Consider the following 18,060-nt stretch of genomic DNA (forward strand, 5'->3'; position numbering starts at 1 on the left):
GCGCAGCGCGGGCGGCGGGTCAGCGCGGCGGCTCAGTGCGCGTGGCGCGCGGCGGCGGACCGCAGCGACTGGATCGCCCGGTCGGGATCCTCCGCGCCGAACACCGCGGACCCGGCGACGAACGTGTCCGCCCCGGCCTCGGCGGCCTGCGCGATCGTGGACTCGCCGATGCCGCCGTCGACCTGGAGCCACACGCTCGACCCGCGGCGCTTCGCCTCGTCGGCGAGCGTGCGGAGCTTGGGCATCGTCTCGGGCATGAACGACTGACCGCCGAAGCCGGGCTCCACCGTCATCACCAGGATCTGGTCGAACTCGTTGAGCACGTCGAACAGGTTCTCCACGGGCGTGGCGGGCTTCACGGCCACCCCGGCGCGGGCGCCGATCGAGCGGAGCGTCCGCGCGAGCGCGACGGGCGACGCGGCGGCCTCGAGGTGGAAGGTGACGGATGCCGCGCCCAGCTCGGCGTACTCCGGCGCCCACCGGTCGGGGTCGTCGATCATCAGGTGCACGTCCAGCGGCACCGGGCTCGTCTCCTGGATGCGACCGACCATCTGCGGACCGAAGGTGAGGTTCGGCACGAAGTGGTTGTCCATGACGTCGACGTGCACGAAGTCGGCCCCGGAGATGCGGGCGAGCTCCGCCTGCATGTTCACGAAGTCGGCGGCGAGGATGCTCGGATTGATGCGGGGGGTGTCGGAGGGCACCCGACCATTATGCGAGCGACGGGCCTCACGCGCGCCGCAGCAGCGCGATCGACATGGCGTCGGTGCCGTGGCGGTGAGGCCACAGCTGGGCGCGGAGCGAGCCGTCGGCCTGCGCGGGCAGGTCGATGTCGGGCCCGGCGATGTCGCGCACCACGGCGCGGGCGTCGAGCTCCTCGACGGTGTCGCCGAACTCGCGGCGCACCTCGGCCAGAACTCCGGACGTCTCCGCCAGGTGCGGGGAGCACGTCACGTACGCCAGCACCCCGCCCGGCTTCAGCGCGCCGAGACCCGCCCGCACGAGCTCGAGCTGCAGCGCCGTGAGGTCGGGGACGTCGGCGGGACTCTTCCGCCACCGCGCCTCGGGTCGACGCCGCAGCGCCCCGATGCCCGTGCACGGAGCGTCGACGAGGATGCGGTCGTACTCCCCCGCCGCTCGCGCCGCGCGGTCGCGGCCGTCCTCCTCGGTCACGTCGACCTCGAGCGGGACGGATGCCACGGCCCGGCGCACCAGCCCGGCACGGTGCGGCGAGATCTCGTTGGCATCCAGTCGGGCGCCGCCCGCGAGGGCCTCCGCCGCCAGCAGCGCGGTCTTGCCGCCCGGGCCGGCGCACAGGTCGAGCCACCGCTCCCCGGCCGCGATCGGCCGTACGCGACTGAGGGCCAGGGCGGCGAGCTGCGAACCCTCGTCCTGCACGCGGAGGCGACCGTCCGACGCGCGGATGAGCGCCTCGGGGTCGCCCCCGCGGGTCGTGAACGCCGTCGGCGCGAATCGGGCGGGACGGGCGTCGTCGGGGATCTCGGCCAGACCCGGCAGCGCGACCATCGCCACCCGCGGGGCGTCGTTGTCGGCGGCCAGGAGGGCGTCGAGCTCGTCGGCGCGCCCCTCGGCCGCGAGGGCGCGACGGAACGCGCGGACGATCCACACCGGGTGGGAGGTCGTCAGTCCGATTCGTTCGTCGTCGCTGCGGGCGGCCGAGGTGATGCGCGCCATCCAGTGCCCCGGCGTCTCGCGCGACACACGCCGCAGGACGGCGTTCGCGAATCCCGCCGCCCCGCGCCCGCCGCCGTGCCGTCGGGCGAGTTCGACCGACTCGTTGACGGCGGCGTGCGAGGCGACGCGCGTCGACAGCAACTGGTGGACGCCGAGCCGCAGCGCGTCGAGCACCGGCGGGTCGATACGGTCCACGGTCCGGTCCGCCGCCGCGGCGATGATCGCGTCGTACGTTCCGCGCCGTCGCAGCGTGCCGTACGTCAACTCCGTCGCGAGGCCGGCGTCCTTGGCATCCAGTCTCGCCCGCTCGATCGCGTGCGGCAGCGACAGGTTCGCGTACGCCTCGTCGGCGGAGACCGCCCGCAGCACGTCGTACGCGACGGCGCGCGCTCCCTGGACGCTCATGAGCCCAGCACCGGGTTCTCGACGCGCAGACCCCGGAACCAGTCGCCGGCAGGCATCGCGCCCTTGCCCGCGGGTTGCACGGTCTCGAGTCGCAGCGGGGAGGTCGCCGTCCCCACGAGGATCTCGCGACCGGATGCCACGACCCGGCCGGGTGGGATCGGATCCGCCGTGCTCGCCCCGGCCCGCAGCACCTTGAACCGTGCTCCGTCGACCGTGGTGTGGGCGCCGGGCTCGGGCGTGACACCCGCGATCCGCGCACGGAGTGTCTCGGCATCCGAGGAGAAGTCCAGGGCGCCGTCGTCGAGCGTCAGTTTCGGGGCCAGGGTCGGCTCGCCGGCCTGCGGGGTCGCGACCGCCGAACCGTCGGCGATCCCGTCCACGACGCGCGCGAGCAGCGGGGCGCCGACCTCGGCGAGGGCGTCGAGCACGTCGCCCGCGGTGGCGTTCCACGGCACCGCGTAGCGCTCCTCGGCGAAGACGTCGCCGGCATCCAGTTCGGCCACCAGCTGGAAGACGCTCGCCCCGGTCTCGCGATCGCCGGCGATCAGCGCCCGCTGCACGGGGGCGGCGCCGCGCCAGCGCGGGAGGAGCGAGAAGTGCAGGTTGATCCATCCGTGCGCGGGCGCCGACAGCAGCGGCTCGCGCACGAGACCGCCGTACGCGACGATGACGCCGAGTTCGGGGGCGAGCGCGGCGATGCGCGCGGTGGCCTCGGCATCCAGGCGGTCGGTCTTGATCGTCGGGATGCCGAGCTCCTCCGCCGCCAGCGCGACCGGGGAGGGCGTCAGGACGCGTTTGCGGCCGAGCGGCGCGTCGGAACGGGTGACGACGGCGGCGATCTCGTGCGGACCCGCGGCCAGCGCGCGCAGGGAGGGGACGGCGACGGCGGGGGTGCCGGCGAAGACGAGGCGCATGGTTCTCCTCACGCTTCGGATGCGGGTGGGTGGGACCGGGCGGCGGCGCTCAGAGGTCGGGCTCGGGGAGGTCGAGCCGCACTCTGAGTGTATTCCGCGGCCTCGGTCCCTTCTCCTTCGTCGACTTGCGCGCGCGCAGGGCATCCGCGATCACCCCGGCGCGAAGGGCGTCGGCGACGGCGCGGCCGTGCGCGTAGTCGAACCGCACGAGCGCGCGGGACGTCGGGGTGTCGGGGCCCGTGGACGTGTCGACCGGGCCGAGGACGGCCAAGGGGTCGAGATCCGGCACGGCCTCCCGCAGCTCGGCGAGGAGCGTGTCGACGCTCCGGGCGTGTCCCTCGACGCTCGCCACGCGGACCGTGGGCGGCATCCGCAGCGGGGCGCGGTCGACGAGCTCCGCGCGGGCGTAGGCCGGCTGCGTCCAGGTCGCGAGGGCCCGCGCCACCGGACCCGCGACGCCGACGAGGTGCACCGGCGCGCCGGGAGCGGCGAGGGCGGCGGCGTTCGACCACCAGCGCAGGCAGTGCTCGCCGACACGCAGCGCCTCGTTCTGCAGCATGCGGTCGCCGTCGAGGAGGATCACCGCCCGGTACCCGCCCCGCGCGATCGGCTCGGCCCCGCGCGTGGCGATCACGAGAGCCGGGGCGGGATCCACCTCCGCCACCGGATGCGCGCCGTCCGCGATGATCACGCGCGTGTTCGGGAAGGCCCGGCCCAGCTCGTCGGCCGTGCGCTCGCTGCCCGAGGAGGCCATCCGCAGTTTCACCGACCCGCAGTGCCCGCAGGTCCATGCGTGGGCGCTGCGGCCGCACCACGCGCACACCGGAACCGCTCCGGGTCGAGCTGCTCGCAGGGGGCCGGCGCAGTGCGCGCAGCGGGCAGGGCGACGGCAGTCCGCGCACACGAGCGACGGCGCGTATCCGGGGCGCGCGACCTGGACGAGGACCGGACCCTGCGCCAGCGCCTCGCGCGCGGCGGCGAACGCGGAGGACGGCACGCGCGCCGTGCGCGACTCCCCCTCCCGTGTCGCGCTGAGCACGACCCGCGGACTCTGTCGCCGCGCCGGTGCCGACTCCCGGACGTAGCCCACCTCGACCAGACGCTGGACGTCGGTCGAGCGGGTGTGGCCGGCGAAGACGAGCGCCGAACCCTCGAGCTCCTGCCGCACGAGCGCCGCATCGCGCGCGTGCACGCCGGGCGCCAGCGGCTCGGCCAGGAGCGAATCGCCGTCGTCCCACAGCGCGACCAGGCCGGTGTCGTGCGCGGGGGCGTAGACCGCTGACCGGCGGCCCACCACGATCACCGGAACCGGCGCCAGGGTGCGGAGGTACTGGCCGTAGCGCACGGGACCGGACTGGTCGGCGTCGTCGCGCACGACGGCTTCGGGCGGCACGAGGTCGGCCAGCGCGGCCATGAGCTGGGCCTGGTCGCGGTAGTCCGGGACCACGAGCACCGCGCTCCGCCCCCGCGCCAGCATGTGCACCGCGGCCGCGGCGAGGAGGTCGGCCCACGCGCCGCGGGGCAGCGCGCCGGTGGTGTGCGGCGGAGCGTCGACCGCGACGCGCTCGCCGCCGTCGAGCGCGTCGATGAGTCCCCCGTACGGTTTCAGCGTCGCATCGGCGCGCGTGAGCGACTCGGTCGGAACCACCGGAGTCCCCGGGAGAGGGGTGGCGAGCCAGGCCTTCTCGGCCCGCACCATGCGCTTCGGGACCGCGAGCCGCAGCACGTCGCTCACCGAGCCGGCGGCGCGGTCCGCGACCTTGCGGGCGAGGGTGAAGAGCCCCTCGGGCAGCACCGGCATCGTCGAGACGACGCTCTCCACCGACGACAGCGGTCGCTCGGTGCCGTCGTCGGCCACGACCTCGACCACGAAGGCATCCATCATCCGACCGGCCGACCGCAGCGGCACCTTCACACGCACGCCGGGCACGATGTCGGCGACCAGAGGATGCGGGATCGCGTAGTCGAAGAGCCGATCGAGCTGAGGCACCGGCGAGTCGAGCTGGACCCGCGCGACGCGGCGGGCACTCACTCGGCGGCCCCGCGGGATCTCCGCCGCGCACGGCGGAGCGGTTCACGGGATGCCAGGGCAGCGGCGACGCGGTGCACGCCCGGCGCGGGCGCCCTCACGTCAGAGTCCGGCGGCGGTGCGCAGCGCGTCGACGCGGTCGGTGCGCTCCCACGTGAAGTCGGGCAGCTCACGGCCGAAGTGTCCGTAGGCCGCTGTCTGGGCGTAGATCGGGCGCAGCAGGTCGAGCTGGTCGATGATCGCCTTCGGACGCAGGTCGAACACCTCGCGGATGGCGTGCACGATCGTCTCATCGGCGACGCGCGCCGTGCCGAACGACTCCACGTACAGACCCACCGGGTTCGCCTTGCCGATCGCATAGGCGACCTGCACCTCGAGACGGTCGGCGAGCCCCGCCGCGACGGCGTTCTTCGCGACCCAGCGCATGGCGTACGCCGCCGAGCGGTCGACCTTGGAGGGGTCCTTGCCGCTGAAGGCGCCGCCACCGTGACGCGAGGCCCCGCCGTAGGTGTCGATGATGATCTTGCGCCCCGTGAGGCCGGCGTCGCCCTTCGGTCCACCGATGACGAAGGGGCCGGCCGGGTTGATGTAGTACTGCACGTCGGGCAGATCGAGCCCCGTCTCGCGCAGCACGGGGTCGATGACCTCGGCCTGCACGAGCGCGCGCAGCTCCTCCTGCGAGATGTCGGGGTGGTGCTGCGTCGACAGCACGACCGAGTCGACCGTGCGCGGCGTGTGTCCGTCGTACCCGAGCGTGACCTGCGTCTTGCCGTCGGGGCGGAGGAACGGCAGCGTGCCGTCTTTGCGGACGGATGCCAGGCGCTCGGCGATGCGGTGCGCGGTCCAGGCCGCCATCGGCATGAGCTGCGGCGTCTCGTTCGTCGCGAAGCCGAACATGATGCCCTGATCGCCCGCGCCCTGCAGGTCGCGCGGGTCGACGGAGCCGCGCTCGCGCTGCTCGAACGCCTTGTTGACGCCGGCGGCGATGTCGGAGGACTGCGCGCCGATCGACACACTCACGCCGCAGGAGTCGCCGTCGAAGCCGGTGTCGCTGGAGGTGTACCCGATGCGGTTCACGACGTCGCGCACGATCGCGGGGATCTCGACGTACGCGCTCGTCGACACCTCACCCGCGACGTGCACCAGGCCCGTGGTCACGAGGGTCTCGACGGCGACGCGACCGGACGGATCCTCGGTGAGGATGGCATCCAGGATGCTGTCGGAGATCTGGTCGCAGATCTTGTCGGGGTGTCCTTCCGTGACGGACTCGGACGTGAACAGGCGCAGGTCGGTCAAGGCGACTCCCGGTCGGTTTCGGGCTGGGGACGGGCACAAGTATGCCCCGGACGGCGGACAGCCGCCCGGGGCATCGTCACATCTGTGAACAGATCACGAGATGCGTCGGCTGTGGATTACTCCGCAGCCTTGAGGCGCAGCTTGTCCTCGTGGATCTCGTGGAGCGCGATCGTCAGCGGCTTGTCCTCGACGGTGGAGTCGACGAGCGGACCCACGTTGTCGAAGAGGTTGCCCTCGTGCAGATCGGAGTAGTTGTCGTTGATCTGACGTGCGCGCTTGGACGCGTAGATCACGAGCTGGTACTTCGAGTCGACCTTGTCGAGCAGCGCGTCGATGGGCGGGTCGATGATGCCCTTGTCACGTCCGGCCATGGGGAACCTCCTGGTTCGGCGGGATGGGGTGGATGCGGCGCCCGACGGCGCCGAAGCATCCTCGTATTCTATCCGACGTCGGGGCGACGTGCGGCGAGGGCCACGACCTCGGCCGCGGCGTGCGCGACCTCGTCGTTCACGACCCGGTAGTCGAACTCGTTCTGCGCCGCGAGCTCCGTCCGGGCGGTGCGGAGTCGGCGCGTGCGCTCCTCGGCATCCTCGGTCCCCCGGCCGACCAGACGCTGGACGAGTTCGTCCCAGCTCGGCGGCAGCAGGAACACGAGCGTGGCCGACGGATCCGCCGCGCGCACCTGACGGGCGCCCTGCAGGTCGATCTCGAGCAGCGCCGTGCCGCCCGCCGCGAGCACGCGGTCGATCGGCTCTCGGGGCGTGCCGTACCGGTGCTTGTTGTGCACGGTCGCCCACTCCAGCAGCTCCCCCGCCGCGATCAGCCGGTCGAACTCGGCATCGTCGACGAAGTAGTAGTGCTCGCCGTCCACCTCACCCGGACGCGGCGCACGGGTCGTGGCCGAGACCGAGAGGTGGATCTCGGGGAAGTTCTCCTTGATGTGGGCCGCGACCGTGCCCTTGCCGACCGCGGTGGGGCCGGCGAGCACCACCAGGCGGCTGCGCCCCTCGCGCGGACCGGGCTCGGGCCACCGGGCGTCGAGGTAGTCGCGGAGCGCATCGCGTTGGCGCGACCCCAGACCACCCAGGCGCTTCACCGGTGAGATCCCGAGCGAGGTGAGGATGCGGTCGCGCTTGCTCTCGCCGATCGCGGGGATCGCCGTGAGGAACTCGGTGACGCGCATCGCCCCGGCCGCGGAGAGCGGATCGGCGAGTCCGCGGCGCAGAAGCTCCTGCGGGGTGATCACGCGGGTGGACACGTCGCGTTTCAGTGCGGCGCGTTCGCGGCGCGCGGCGACCGCGCGACGCGAGGCCGCCGCCCGGTCGACCTCGGGGGGACGGCGCGAATCAGCCATGCAGGGCCTCCCGGTACAGGTCGGCGCGCGCCTCGATCCGGTCCGCGAGCCGGGCGGGGCCGACGGCCAGAACGCTTCGGCTCTCGTTCGCCACGACCGCCTTCGCGACGTAGCCGAACAGACGGCGGAGATCGGCCGGATCCGCCCCCTGCGCCCCGAACCCGGGAGCGAGGATCGGCATGCCGGCCAACGCGACGTCGCCCAGGCCGTACGCCGCGCGGTCGACGGTGGCGCCGACCACGACGCCCACCGGGCCCAGGGCCCCGGGCGCACCGATGTTCGCCTGGTTCACGTCGTGCGCCACCCGGGCGGCGACGTGTTCGTGATCGCCCACCGCCAGGGCGTCGTCGACGATCGCGCTCTGCAGCGCCCGCGCCTCGGGATTGCTCGTCGCCGTCAGCACGAACGCCCCCTTGTCGTGGCGGACCGCGAGCCCGAGGGTCTCGCGCAGCGAGTCGGCACCGAGATACGGCGTCAAGGTCACGGCATCCGCCTCCAGGGGCGAGCCGGGCTCCAGCCAGGCGTGGGCGTAGCCCTCCATGGTCGTGCCGATGTCACCGCGCTTCGCGTCGGCGATGACCAGCAGGCCCGCCGCGCGCGCGGCGGCCATCACATCCTCCAGCGCCGCGAACCCGCGGGAGCCGTAGCGCTCGTAGAACGCCACCTGCGGCTTGACCACACCGACGCGACCGGCCGCGGCCTCGACCACACGCAACCCGAACTCGCGCGCGCCGTCGGCCGTGGCATCCAGCCCCCACGCCGACAGCAGCGCGGCGTGGGGGTCGATGCCGACGCACAGGGCGCCGCGGGTTTCGAGGGCTGTCGCCAGCCGCTGTCCGAACGTCTCGCTCACCGGCGACCCGCACGGTCGACGGCGTACTCCTGGAGGCTGCGCACCGCGAAGCCGTCCTTCATCGCACCGAGGGCGCTCACCGCCGCGCCGAGGACGGCCATCGTGGTGAAGAGCGCCTTGTCGGCGGCCACGGCCGCGGCGCGGATCTCGTACCCGTCGGCACGCGCGGTGCCACCGGAGGGCGTGTTCACGATCATGTCGATCTCGCCGGCGTTGATGAGGTCGACCACGTTCCGCTGGCCGGAGCCCTGCGTCTCGGAGTATTTCTCGACGACCTGCACCCGGATGCCGTTGCGCGCCAGGATCTCCGCCGTCCCCTCCGTCGCGAGCAGCGAGAAGCCGAGCTCCTGCAGCCGGTGGGCGGGCAGGATCACCGCGCGCTTGTCGGCGTCGGCGACCGAGATGAACACGGTGCCCGAGGTCGGCATCCCGCCGTACGCGGCCTCCTGCGACTTTGCGAACGCGGTCGGGAAGTCGCGGTCGATGCCCATGACCTCGCCGGTCGAGCGCATCTCGGGGCCGAGCACCGAGTCGACCGTGTGGCCGTCGGCGGTGCGGAACCGCTTGAACGGCAGCACGGCCTCCTTCACGGCGACCGGGGCGTCCAGCGGAACGCGGGATCCGTCCTGCTCGGGCAGCAGGCCCTCGGCGATCAGCTCGGCGATGGTGCTGCCGGCCATGATGCGGCTGGCGGCCTTCGCGAGCGGGATGCCGAGCGCCTTCGACACGAACGGAACGGTGCGGCTCGCGCGCGGGTTCGCCTCGATGACGTAGAGGACACCGGCCGAGATCGCGAACTGCACGTTCAGGAGCCCCCGGACGCCGACGCCCTTCGCGATCGCGAGGGTCGCCTCGCGGACCCGGTCGACCTCGGTGCGGCCGAGAGAGACCGGCGGCAGGGTGCAGGACGAGTCGCCGGAGTGGATGCCGGCCTCCTCGAGGTGCTCCATGACGCCGCCGATGTAGAGGTCGGTGCCGTCGTACAGCGCGTCGACGTCGAGCTCGATCGCGTCGTCGAGGAAGCGGTCCACGAGGAGCGGGAGCCCGGGGCCGATGATCGCCTGGTCGGCGACGCGCACGAAGTAGTCGCGCAGAGCCTCGGTCGAGTAGACGATCTCCATGCCGCGGCCGCCGAGCACGAAGCTCGGGCGCACGAGCACCGGGTAGCCGATCTCCTCGGCCACGGTGACCGCGCCCTCGACGTCGATGGCCGTGCCGTTGCGGGGGGCCACGAGACCGGCCTCGTCGAGCAGGCGGGAGAACAGCTCGCGCTCCTCGGCCAGGTCGATCGCCTCGGGGCTGGTGCCGAGGATCGTGTAGCCGGCGGCTTCGATGCCCTTCGCCAGGCCCAGCGGCGTCTGACCGCCCAGCTGGCACACGACGCCGAGGATCGTGCCGGACTGCGACTCGGCGTGCAGGACCTCGAGCACGTCTTCGAGCGTCAGCGGCTCGAAGTACAGGCGATCGCTGGTGTCGTAGTCGGTCGACACGGTCTCGGGGTTGCAGTTGACCATGACGGTCTCGTACCCGGCGTCCGACAGGGCGAACGAGGCGTGCACGCACGAGTAGTCGAACTCGACGCCCTGGCCGATGCGGTTCGGGCCCGAGCCGATGATGACGACCTTCGTCCGCTCCGACGGGGTGACCTCGGTCTCCCAGTCGTAGCTGGAGTAGTGGTACGGCGTCAGCGCCGGGAACTCCCCCGCGCAGGTGTCGACGGTCTTGTAGACCGGGCGCACGTCGAGCGCGTACCGGATGCCGCGCACCTCGGCCTCGTCGAGCCCGCGGATCTCCGCGATCTGGACGTCGCTGAAACCGTGCTCCTTCGCGAGGCGGAGGGTCTCGGCATCCAGTTCTCCGGCGTTGCGGATGATCTCGGCGACCTCGTTGATGAGCACGATCTGGTCGATGAACCAGGGGTCGATCGCCGTCGCGTCGAACGCCTGCTCGGGCGTCGCGCCCTTGCGCAGCGCCTGCTGCAGGACGACGATCCGGCCGTCGGTCGGGGTCTTCGCGACCTCGAGCAGTTCCTCCACCGAGCGCGACTCCTCGCCCCAGTGGAAGCTCGAGCCGCGCTTCTCGAGCGAGCGCAGCGCCTTCTGCAGGGCCGTCGTGTAGTTGCGGCCGATGGCCATGGCCTCGCCGACCGACTTCATGGTGGTGGTGAGGGTGGTGTCGGCGGCGGGGAACTTCTCGAAGTTGAAGCGCGGCACCTTGACCACGACGTAGTCGAGCGTGGGCTCGAAGCTCGCCGGGGTCACCTTGGTGATGTCGTTCGGGATCTCGTCGAGGCGGTAGCCGATCGCGAGCTTCGCCGCGATCTTCGCGATCGGGAACCCGGTCGCCTTCGAGGCCAGCGCGCTCGAGCGGGACACGCGCGGGTTCATCTCGATGACGATGATGCGGCCCGTCTTCGGGTCGACGGCGAACTGGATGTTGCAGCCGCCGGTGTCGACGCCCACGGCGCGGATGATGTCGATGCCGATGTCGCGGAGCTTCTGGTACTCGCGGTCGGTCAGCGTCAGCGCGGGCGCCACGGTGATCGAGTCACCCGTGTGCACCCCGACCGGGTCGACGTTCTCGATCGAGCAGACGACCACCGTGTTGTCGGCGGTGTCGCGCATGAGTTCGAGCTCGTACTCCTTCCACCCGAGGATCGACTCCTCGAGCAGCACCTCGTTGGTGGGCGAGTCGTGCAGGCCCGCGCCGCCGATGCGGCGGAGGTCGGCTTCGTCGTACGCGAAGCCCGAGCCGAGACCGCCCATGGTGAAGGAGGGACGCACGACCAGCGGGTAGCCGAGCTTCTCGGCACCGGCGAGGAGCTCGTCCATCGAGTGGCAGATGACGGATGCCGCGACGTCGGCGCCGGCCTCCAGCACGAGCTCCTTGAAGATCTGGCGGTCCTCGCCGCGGTTGATGGCGTCGAAGTCCGCGCCGATGAGCTCGACGTCGTACTTCTCGAGGATGCCGCGCTTGTGCAGCTGGATCGCCGCGTTCAGGGCCGTCTGGCCACCGAGCGTGGGGAGCACGGCATCCGGCTTCTCCTTCGCGATGATCGACTCGATCACCTCGGGGGTGATCGGCTCGATGTACGTCGCGTCGGCGAAGTCGGGGTCGGTCATGATCGTCGCCGGGTTGGAGTTGACGAGGATGACCCGCACGCCCTCCTCGCGGAGGACGCGGCACGCCTGGGTGCCGGAGTAGTCGAACTCGCAGGCCTGACCGATGACGATCGGGCCGGAGCCGATGACGAGGACGGAGTGGATGTCGTCGCGCTTAGGCATTCTTCTTCGTCTCCTGGGTCGCGAGCACCATGTCGCGGAAGCGGTCGAACAGGTAGTTGGCGTCGTGGGGGCCGGCGGCGGCCTCGGGGTGGTACTGCACGCTGAATGCCGGGATGTCGAGGGCACGGAGTCCCTCGACGACGTTGTCGTTGAGGCCGATGTGGCTCACCTCGACGCGGCCGTAGCCGTTCGGGCTGTCGACGACGGCGTCCAGGGGGGCGTCGACGGCGAAGCCGTGGTTCTGCGAGGTGATCTCGACGCGACCGGTGGTCTTGTCGAGCACGGGCTGGTTGATGCCGCGGTGGCCGAACGGCAGCTTGTACGTGCCGAAGCCGAGCGCGCGACCCAGCAGCTGGTTGCCGAAGCAGATGCCGAAGAACGGCAGCCCGTCGTCGAGCACCGCGCGCAGCAGTTCGACGTGCTGGTCGCTCGCGGCCGGGTCGCCCGGGCCGTTGGAGTAGAACGCCGCGACCGGCTCGATCGCGCGGATCTCGTCGATGGTCGCGGACTGCGGGAACACGTGCACGTCGAACCCGCGGGCCGCGAGGTTGTCGATCGTGGACTGCTTGACGCCCAGGTCGAGCACGGCGAGGTTGCCGACGCGCTCGGCGGTCGCCGGGGTCACCTCGACCTCGGTGACCGAGACCTCGGCGGAGAGGTTGCGGCCGGCCATGCCGGGGGCGGCGAGCACACGACGCAGCTGCTCGTCGGCATCCAGGTTCGCGGCCTCGCCCGAGAAGACGCCGCCGCGCATGCTGCCCTCGGAGCGGATGCGACGCGTGACGGCGCGGGTGTCGATGCCGGAGATGCCGACGATCCCGTCCTCGACGAGGGCGTCGTCGAGCGACCGGTCGGCGCGCCAGTTCGAGACGACGCGGGAGGGGTCGCGCACCACGTAGCCGGCGACCCAGATGCGGCGGGACTCGGGGTCTTCGTCGTTCACGCCGGTGTTGCCGATGTGCGGGGCGGTCTGCAGCACGATCTGGCCGGCGTACGAGGGGTCGGTGAGGGTCTCCTGGTACCCGGTCATGCCGGTGGCGAAGACGACCTCGCCGAAGGTCTCGCCGCGGGCGCCGTAGGCGCGACCGGGGTAGCGGGTGCCGTCCTCCAGCACGAGGACGGCGGGTTCGCGCGAGATGCGCGGAGGGGAGATCAGGGCGGTCATGCGTCGCTTCCTGTCGTGATGATGAGCGGACGGATGGCATCGGCGAGGGCTTTCGCCGACGCATCCTGAGGTCGGAGGTAGGTGTCGACGACGGTGTCGTCGTCGATCCGCCAGCTGACGCGCGTCAGGCCGTCGCGCTCGACCACGCGGTCGATGGCGACCGTGGCCTGAGCGGCGTCGACGAGGCGGTCGCGGAGAAGCGCGATGCGGGGCTGGCCCGGCAGGTCGAGGGCGATCCCGGCCGAGGTGACCGTGACGTCCACGCGGGAGCGGAACCCGAGGCCGCGGATCGCGAGGCGTTCCAGGGGCTCGTCGTGACGCGTGGTCGCGACGTAGAGACCCGGGAACACGCCCCACTCCTCGGCGCCGTCGGGAAGCTCTCCCACCGGGGCGGAGTAGCGCGCATCGCGCCGCGTTCGTCGGAGCCACGCCACCGCGAGGAGGACCAGGATCACCAGCGCGACGCCGGCCATCACCAGCAGTGCGCCCTCGCGCGTCACGCGAGCACCCCCGGAACCTCCAGGACAGCGCCGTCGACGACGGTGGGGATGCCGGAGCGCACGGTCCAGCGGATCTCGCCGGGCAGCTCGCGCCCGAGGTACGGCGAGTTCTTGCTGCGACCGCGCAGGTCGTCGAGCCCGAACGTGCGGGCGGGGCGGGGATCGTAGAGCGTGAAGCTCGCGGGCTGACCGGCGGTCAGAGCGGTGCCGTGACCCTCGAGCCGGCCGATGCGGGCGGGCGTGCGGGACATCACGCGTGCGACGTCGGTCCACTCCAGAAGCCCCGTCTCGACCATGGCCTGGTGGACGACGCGCAGGGCGCTCTCGAGCCCCGCCATGCCGTTCGCGGCCGCCGCCCACTCGCACGACTTCGCCTCGGCGGGGTGCGGCGCGTGGTCGGTCGCGACGATGTCGATCGTGCCGTCGGCGAGGCCCTCGCGCACCGCGAGCACATCCTCCTCGCGGCGCAGCGGCGGGTTGACCTTGTAGCGGGCGTCGTAGTCGCGCACCAGCTCGTCGGTCAGCAGCAGGTGGTGCGGGGTCACCTCGGCGGTGACGTTGACGCCCCGCTTCTTGGCCCAGCGGATGATGTCGACCGACCCGGCGGTGGACAGGTGGCACACGTGCAGGCGCGAGCCGACGTGCTCGGCCAACAGCACGTCGCGGGCGATGATCGACTCCTCGGCGACCGCGGGCCAGCCGGTGAGACCGAGCTCGGCGGAGACCGCGCCCTCGTTCATCTGCGCGCCCTCGGTGAGGCGCGGGTCCTGCGCGTGCTGCGCGATGACGCCGTCGAACGCCTTCACGTACTCCAGTGCGCGTCGCATGATGAGCGGGTCGAAGACGCAGAAGCCGTCATCGCTGAAGACGCGGACCCGCGCACGCGAATCGGCCATGGCGCCGAGCTCGGCGAGCCGCTCGCCCTTCTGACCGACCGTCACCGCGCCGATCGGCTGCACGTGGACGTAGCCCGCCGCCTCGCCGAGGGCGAGCTCCTGCTCGACGACCCCGGCGGTGTCGGCGACCGGCGAGGTGTTCGGCATCGCGAAGACGGTCGTGAAACCGCCCGCCGCCGCCGCGCGCGAGCCGGTGGCCACGGTCTCGGATGCCTCGTACCCCGGTTCGCGCAGGTGCACGTGCAGGTCGACGAGCCCGGGCAGGGCGATGAGGCCGTCGGCATCCACGACCGTCGCTCCCGCGTGCGAGAGGCCGGTGCCGGTCTCGACGATGACGCCGTCGCGGACGACGAGGTCGGTGGCATCCTGACCCTCGATCCGCGCGCCGCGCACCAGGAGGGTGTGGGAGGGGGCGTGGCTCATCGAAGGTCCTCTTTCTCGGAGTCGGTCCGCGCGCCTGCCAGCAGCAGGTAGAGCACGGCCATGCGCACGGAGACGCCGTTCGCCACCTGCTCGAGAACCGTCGAGCGCGGCGAGTCGGCGGCTTCGGCGGAGATCTCCAGGCCACGATTCATCGGGCCGGGGTGCAGAACGATGCTACCGGTCGGCAGGGAGTCCAGGCGCCGCGCGTCCAGCCCGTACCGGCGGGAATACTCCCGTTCAGTGGGGAAATATGCGGCATTCATGCGCTCGAGCTGGATGCGGAGCATCATGAGCGCGTCGGGGCCTGCGGCGATCGCCCGGTCGAGGTCGTACTCGATCTCGACGGGCCAGCCGCTGACGTCCTGGGGCACGAGGGTCGGCGGGGCGACGAGGGTCACGTGCGCGCCGAGGGTGTGCAGCAGCCACACGTTCGACCGCGCCACGCGGGAGTGCAGCACGTCGCCGACGATCGTGACCCGGATGCCGTCGAGCCCCCGGCCGCGGCTGTCGTCGCCGTGCAGTCGCTTACGGATCGTGAAGGCGTCGAGCAGAGCCTGCGTGGGGTGGGCATGCGTGCCGTCGCCGGCGTTGACGACCCCGGCGGTGATCCAGCCGGATGTCGCCAGAGTGCGCGGGGCGCCGGAGGCGCCGTGGCGGATGACGACGGCATCCGCCCCCATCGCCTGCAGCGTCTGCGCCGTGTCCTGCAGTGACTCGCCCTTGCTGACGCTGGACCCCTTCGCGGAGAAGTTGATGACGTCGGCGCTCAGGCGCTTGGCGGCCGCCTCGAACGAGATGCGGGTGCGCGTGGAGTCCTCGAAGAAGAGGTTCACGACGGTCTTGCCGCGCAGCGTCGGCAGCTTCTTGACCTCGCGGCGCTGGGTGTCGGCCATGTCCTCGGCGACGTCGAGGATCTCGAGCGCCTCGGCGCGGGAGAGGTCACGGGTGTCGAGGAGGTGCCTCATGATTCGATCGTCACCTCTTCGATGCCGTCGACCTCGGCGAGGCGCACGTTCACGCGCTCGTCGCGGGCGCTCGGCAGATTCTTGCCGACGAAATCGGGGCGGATCGGCAGCTCGCGGTGACCGCGGTCGATGAGCGTCGCGAGGCGCACCGCGGAGGGACGCCCGATGTCCTGCAGGGCGTCCAGGGCCGCGCGGATGCTCCGGCCCGAGAACAGCACGTCGTCGACGAGCACGACGGTCCTGCCGTCGATGCCACCGGCGGGGATCCGCGTCGTCTGGGGTGCACGCGTGGGGTTGCGGTGCAGATCGTCGCGGTACATCGTCACGTCGAGGGCGCCGACCGGGACGGCCGCTCCCCCGAACTCGCTGATCAGCGGAGCGATGCGCTCAGCGAGGGTGACACCCCGCGTCGGGATCCCGAGGAGGACGAGTCCTTCCGGTCCTTTGTTGGACTCCAGGATCTCGTGCGAGATTCGCGTCAATGCGCGGGCGATGTCGGCATCGTGCATCACTGTGCGCGTGCTCATCCGCCGCTCCCTTCTCCGCCTCACAGGACGGGGTTAAAGGTTGCCGTGGTTCTCCCCCAGTGTAGCGGGTGCGGGTGGTGGTCGCCGGGCGCGCCGGCGAAGGGGCGGAACGCCTTCGGCTTCGGATTCCGCGCGACTCAGCCCGCAGCGACCTCGGCGGCGGCCTTCTCCTTGGCGAGGCCGGACGGCGTCGAGCGGATGGGGTGTCCGGTCGTGGTCAGGCAGCGACCCGAGGCGAGGTCCCACTTCCAGTCGTGCAGCGAGCACGTGAGGACGCCGTCCTCGATCTTGCCGGTCATGGTGAGGTCGGCGCGCAGGTGCGGGCACCGACGCTGCACGGTCCAGCCGTCGATCTCGGCATCCTCGGTCTGGTCGGACTGCTCGGCATACCAGTTCTCGACGTACTCGATGCGGTCACGCGACAGGCACTTGAGGAACGTGGTGAGGAACTCGTTGAACTTTCCCGAGCGCCCGACCTCGAACTGCATCGACAGGAAGATCGAGTTCGACCAGTCGATTTCGTGGTCGCGGATGTTCGTGGATACGAGGTCGGCCGGGATCGTGTACCAGTAGATGCACTCCTCGCCCGCGTACTCGCGCAGCTTCGCCTTGGGGAAGTCCACGACCATGTCGAGCTCGCCGATCCGGAATCGCACCATGCCGCCGACGCCGTTGCGGATCGTGCGGGCGCGGCGCAGCAGCGGCTCCCACCACGCCTTCAGAGCCGCGAGCATCTCAGCCGGCGGGATGATCTCGGCACGGGATGCCTCTTCGGCCTGGATCTCGGCCTGACGGCTGTCGCGCTGCTCGGCGAGGTAGTCCCATTTGTCGCCGAAGATGCGCTCGATCTCGGCGTCGGTGTACATCGTCTGCGTCACCCTCACCTCCGAACCCTGCACGTCGACCTCGGTGCCGGGGAGGAAGAGGTGACCCTTCTGATCGGGCCGCTGTTCCTTCATGTACGCGAGGAACTCGCGCTGATCGGTGAAGATCGAGTCGTCGTCGAGGCCGGTGCCGTTGTAGCGGAACAGCGCCTCGCGCAGGAACATAGGCGGGCCCGCCATCGGGAAGACGTGCGCGGCGTCGACCTTCTCGATGTAGTGCATCGCGCGCTTGTTCTGCGCGTCGCGCTTGAGCTGCGCGAAGTGCTGCTTCGAGTCCTGCGGCAGGTCGTAGACCATGGGCCACCAGATGGCTCCGGAGACCTGGGTGAAGTACGCGTCGGGCTTGCTGAACGACATCAGCGTCTCGAGGTCGAGGGGGTGCGAGTCGTTCTGGTTCAGGATGGATGCCGTGCCGTCGTCGAGCGAGAGCGACGAGTCACCGATGGGGCCGTCGGAGGGGGCGCGGAGCGGGGTGATCATGAGCTTCAGGTCGCCGAACTGCAGCGGCACACCCGCCTCGGTGCGCACGAGGTTGGTGTACCCGAGGGCGACGAGGTCCTGCTCGAGGTCGTCGGTCGGGTACTCGGGCAGCAGGACCCGGATGTCCTTCGAGACGTAGCGCTCGAGCATCGCCGGGTCGAAGTGATCGCGATGGCGGTGGGAGATGTAGAGGAAATCGGCCTTGCCGAAGCGCTCCCAGTCGAGCGCGCGGTTGTCGGGGAACGGGAACCACGAGCCGAAGAAGCTCGGACCGATCACGGGGTCGCAGAGGATGCTGCCGCCCGCGGTCTCGATGAACATTCCCGCGTGGCCGAGGCCGGTGATCTTCATTTCGCTCCTGTCCGTGAGAACCCGTCGAGTCTACGCGGG

15 protein-coding genes are annotated in these 18,060 nt (G+C 71.5%); all 15 read right to left on the bottom strand.

What is annotated here, in order from left to right:
- Positions 1-32: 32 nt before the first annotated feature.
- The 15 genes from rpe to BGO45_RS00745 all read right to left on the bottom strand — a co-directional run bounded on the left by rpe (position 33) and on the right by BGO45_RS00745 (position 18,021).
- Positions 33-704 (bottom strand): ribulose-phosphate 3-epimerase, encoded by a 672-nt coding sequence (gene rpe, locus BGO45_RS00675; RefSeq protein WP_292689975.1) that lies wholly within the window; start codon positions 702-704, stop codon positions 33-35.
- A gap of 25 nt (positions 705-729) precedes the next feature.
- On the bottom strand, positions 730-2,100 hold the full coding sequence (locus tag BGO45_RS00680) for a transcription antitermination factor NusB (RefSeq protein WP_292689977.1): 1,371 nt from the start codon (positions 2,098-2,100) through the stop codon (positions 730-732).
- A complete protein-coding gene (gene fmt, locus BGO45_RS00685) occupies positions 2,097-3,014 on the bottom strand; it encodes a methionyl-tRNA formyltransferase (RefSeq protein ID WP_292689979.1) in 918 nt (305 codons plus the stop codon). The genes BGO45_RS00680 and fmt overlap by 4 nt, the downstream gene beginning before the upstream one ends.
- 49 nt (positions 3,015-3,063) lie before the next feature.
- Entirely contained in the window at positions 3,064-5,046 is a 1,983-nt protein-coding gene (locus BGO45_RS00690) for a primosomal protein N' (protein WP_292689981.1), read from the bottom strand.
- Positions 5,047-5,145: 99 nt separating this feature from the next.
- On the bottom strand, positions 5,146-6,339 hold the full coding sequence (gene metK / locus BGO45_RS00695) for a methionine adenosyltransferase (RefSeq protein ID WP_292689983.1): 1,194 nt from the start codon (positions 6,337-6,339) through the stop codon (positions 5,146-5,148).
- A gap of 116 nt (positions 6,340-6,455) precedes the next feature.
- Entirely contained in the window at positions 6,456-6,710 is a 255-nt protein-coding gene (gene rpoZ / locus BGO45_RS00700; protein WP_292689985.1) for a DNA-directed RNA polymerase subunit omega, read from the bottom strand.
- Positions 6,711-6,778: 68 nt separating this feature from the next.
- Positions 6,779-7,693, bottom strand: coding sequence for a guanylate kinase (gene gmk, locus BGO45_RS00705; RefSeq protein WP_292689987.1), 915 nt, complete (start codon positions 7,691-7,693; stop codon positions 6,779-6,781).
- The gene (gene pyrF / locus BGO45_RS00710) at positions 7,686-8,546 is read right to left on the bottom strand and encodes an orotidine-5'-phosphate decarboxylase (RefSeq protein ID WP_292689989.1); all 861 of its coding nucleotides are present in this window, start codon (positions 8,544-8,546) and stop codon (positions 7,686-7,688) included. The genes gmk and pyrF overlap by 8 nt, the downstream gene beginning before the upstream one ends.
- Complete coding sequence (gene carB, locus BGO45_RS00715) at positions 8,543-11,830, bottom strand: carbamoyl-phosphate synthase large subunit (protein WP_292689991.1); 3,288 nt, start codon at positions 11,828-11,830, stop codon at positions 8,543-8,545. Before carB ends, pyrF begins: the two co-directional genes overlap by 4 nt.
- A complete protein-coding gene (carA, locus tag BGO45_RS00720; protein WP_076490508.1) occupies positions 11,823-12,995 on the bottom strand; it encodes a glutamine-hydrolyzing carbamoyl-phosphate synthase small subunit in 1,173 nt (390 codons plus the stop codon). Before carA ends, carB begins: the two co-directional genes overlap by 8 nt.
- Positions 12,992-13,495, bottom strand: a complete 504-nt coding sequence (locus BGO45_RS00725; protein WP_076490507.1) for a hypothetical protein — start codon at positions 13,493-13,495, stop codon at positions 12,992-12,994. Before BGO45_RS00725 ends, carA begins: the two co-directional genes overlap by 4 nt.
- Positions 13,492-14,814, bottom strand: coding sequence for a dihydroorotase (locus tag BGO45_RS00730; protein WP_292689995.1), 1,323 nt, complete (start codon positions 14,812-14,814; stop codon positions 13,492-13,494). The genes BGO45_RS00725 and BGO45_RS00730 overlap by 4 nt, the downstream gene beginning before the upstream one ends.
- A complete protein-coding gene (locus BGO45_RS00735) occupies positions 14,811-15,779 on the bottom strand; it encodes an aspartate carbamoyltransferase catalytic subunit (protein ID WP_292689997.1) in 969 nt (322 codons plus the stop codon). Before BGO45_RS00735 ends, BGO45_RS00730 begins: the two co-directional genes overlap by 4 nt.
- Complete coding sequence (pyrR, locus tag BGO45_RS00740) at positions 15,776-16,306, bottom strand: bifunctional pyr operon transcriptional regulator/uracil phosphoribosyltransferase PyrR (RefSeq protein WP_292689999.1); 531 nt, start codon at positions 16,304-16,306, stop codon at positions 15,776-15,778. The genes BGO45_RS00735 and pyrR overlap by 4 nt, the downstream gene beginning before the upstream one ends.
- 137 nt (positions 16,307-16,443) lie before the next feature.
- On the bottom strand, positions 16,444-18,021 hold the full coding sequence (locus BGO45_RS00745; protein WP_292690001.1) for a Rieske 2Fe-2S domain-containing protein: 1,578 nt from the start codon (positions 18,019-18,021) through the stop codon (positions 16,444-16,446).
- Between the last annotated feature and the right edge of the window lie 39 nt (positions 18,022-18,060).

Source organism: Microbacterium sp. 71-36 (assembly GCF_001898305.1).
In the GTDB taxonomy this organism is placed as follows: Bacteria; Actinomycetota; Actinomycetes; order Actinomycetales; family Microbacteriaceae; genus Microbacterium.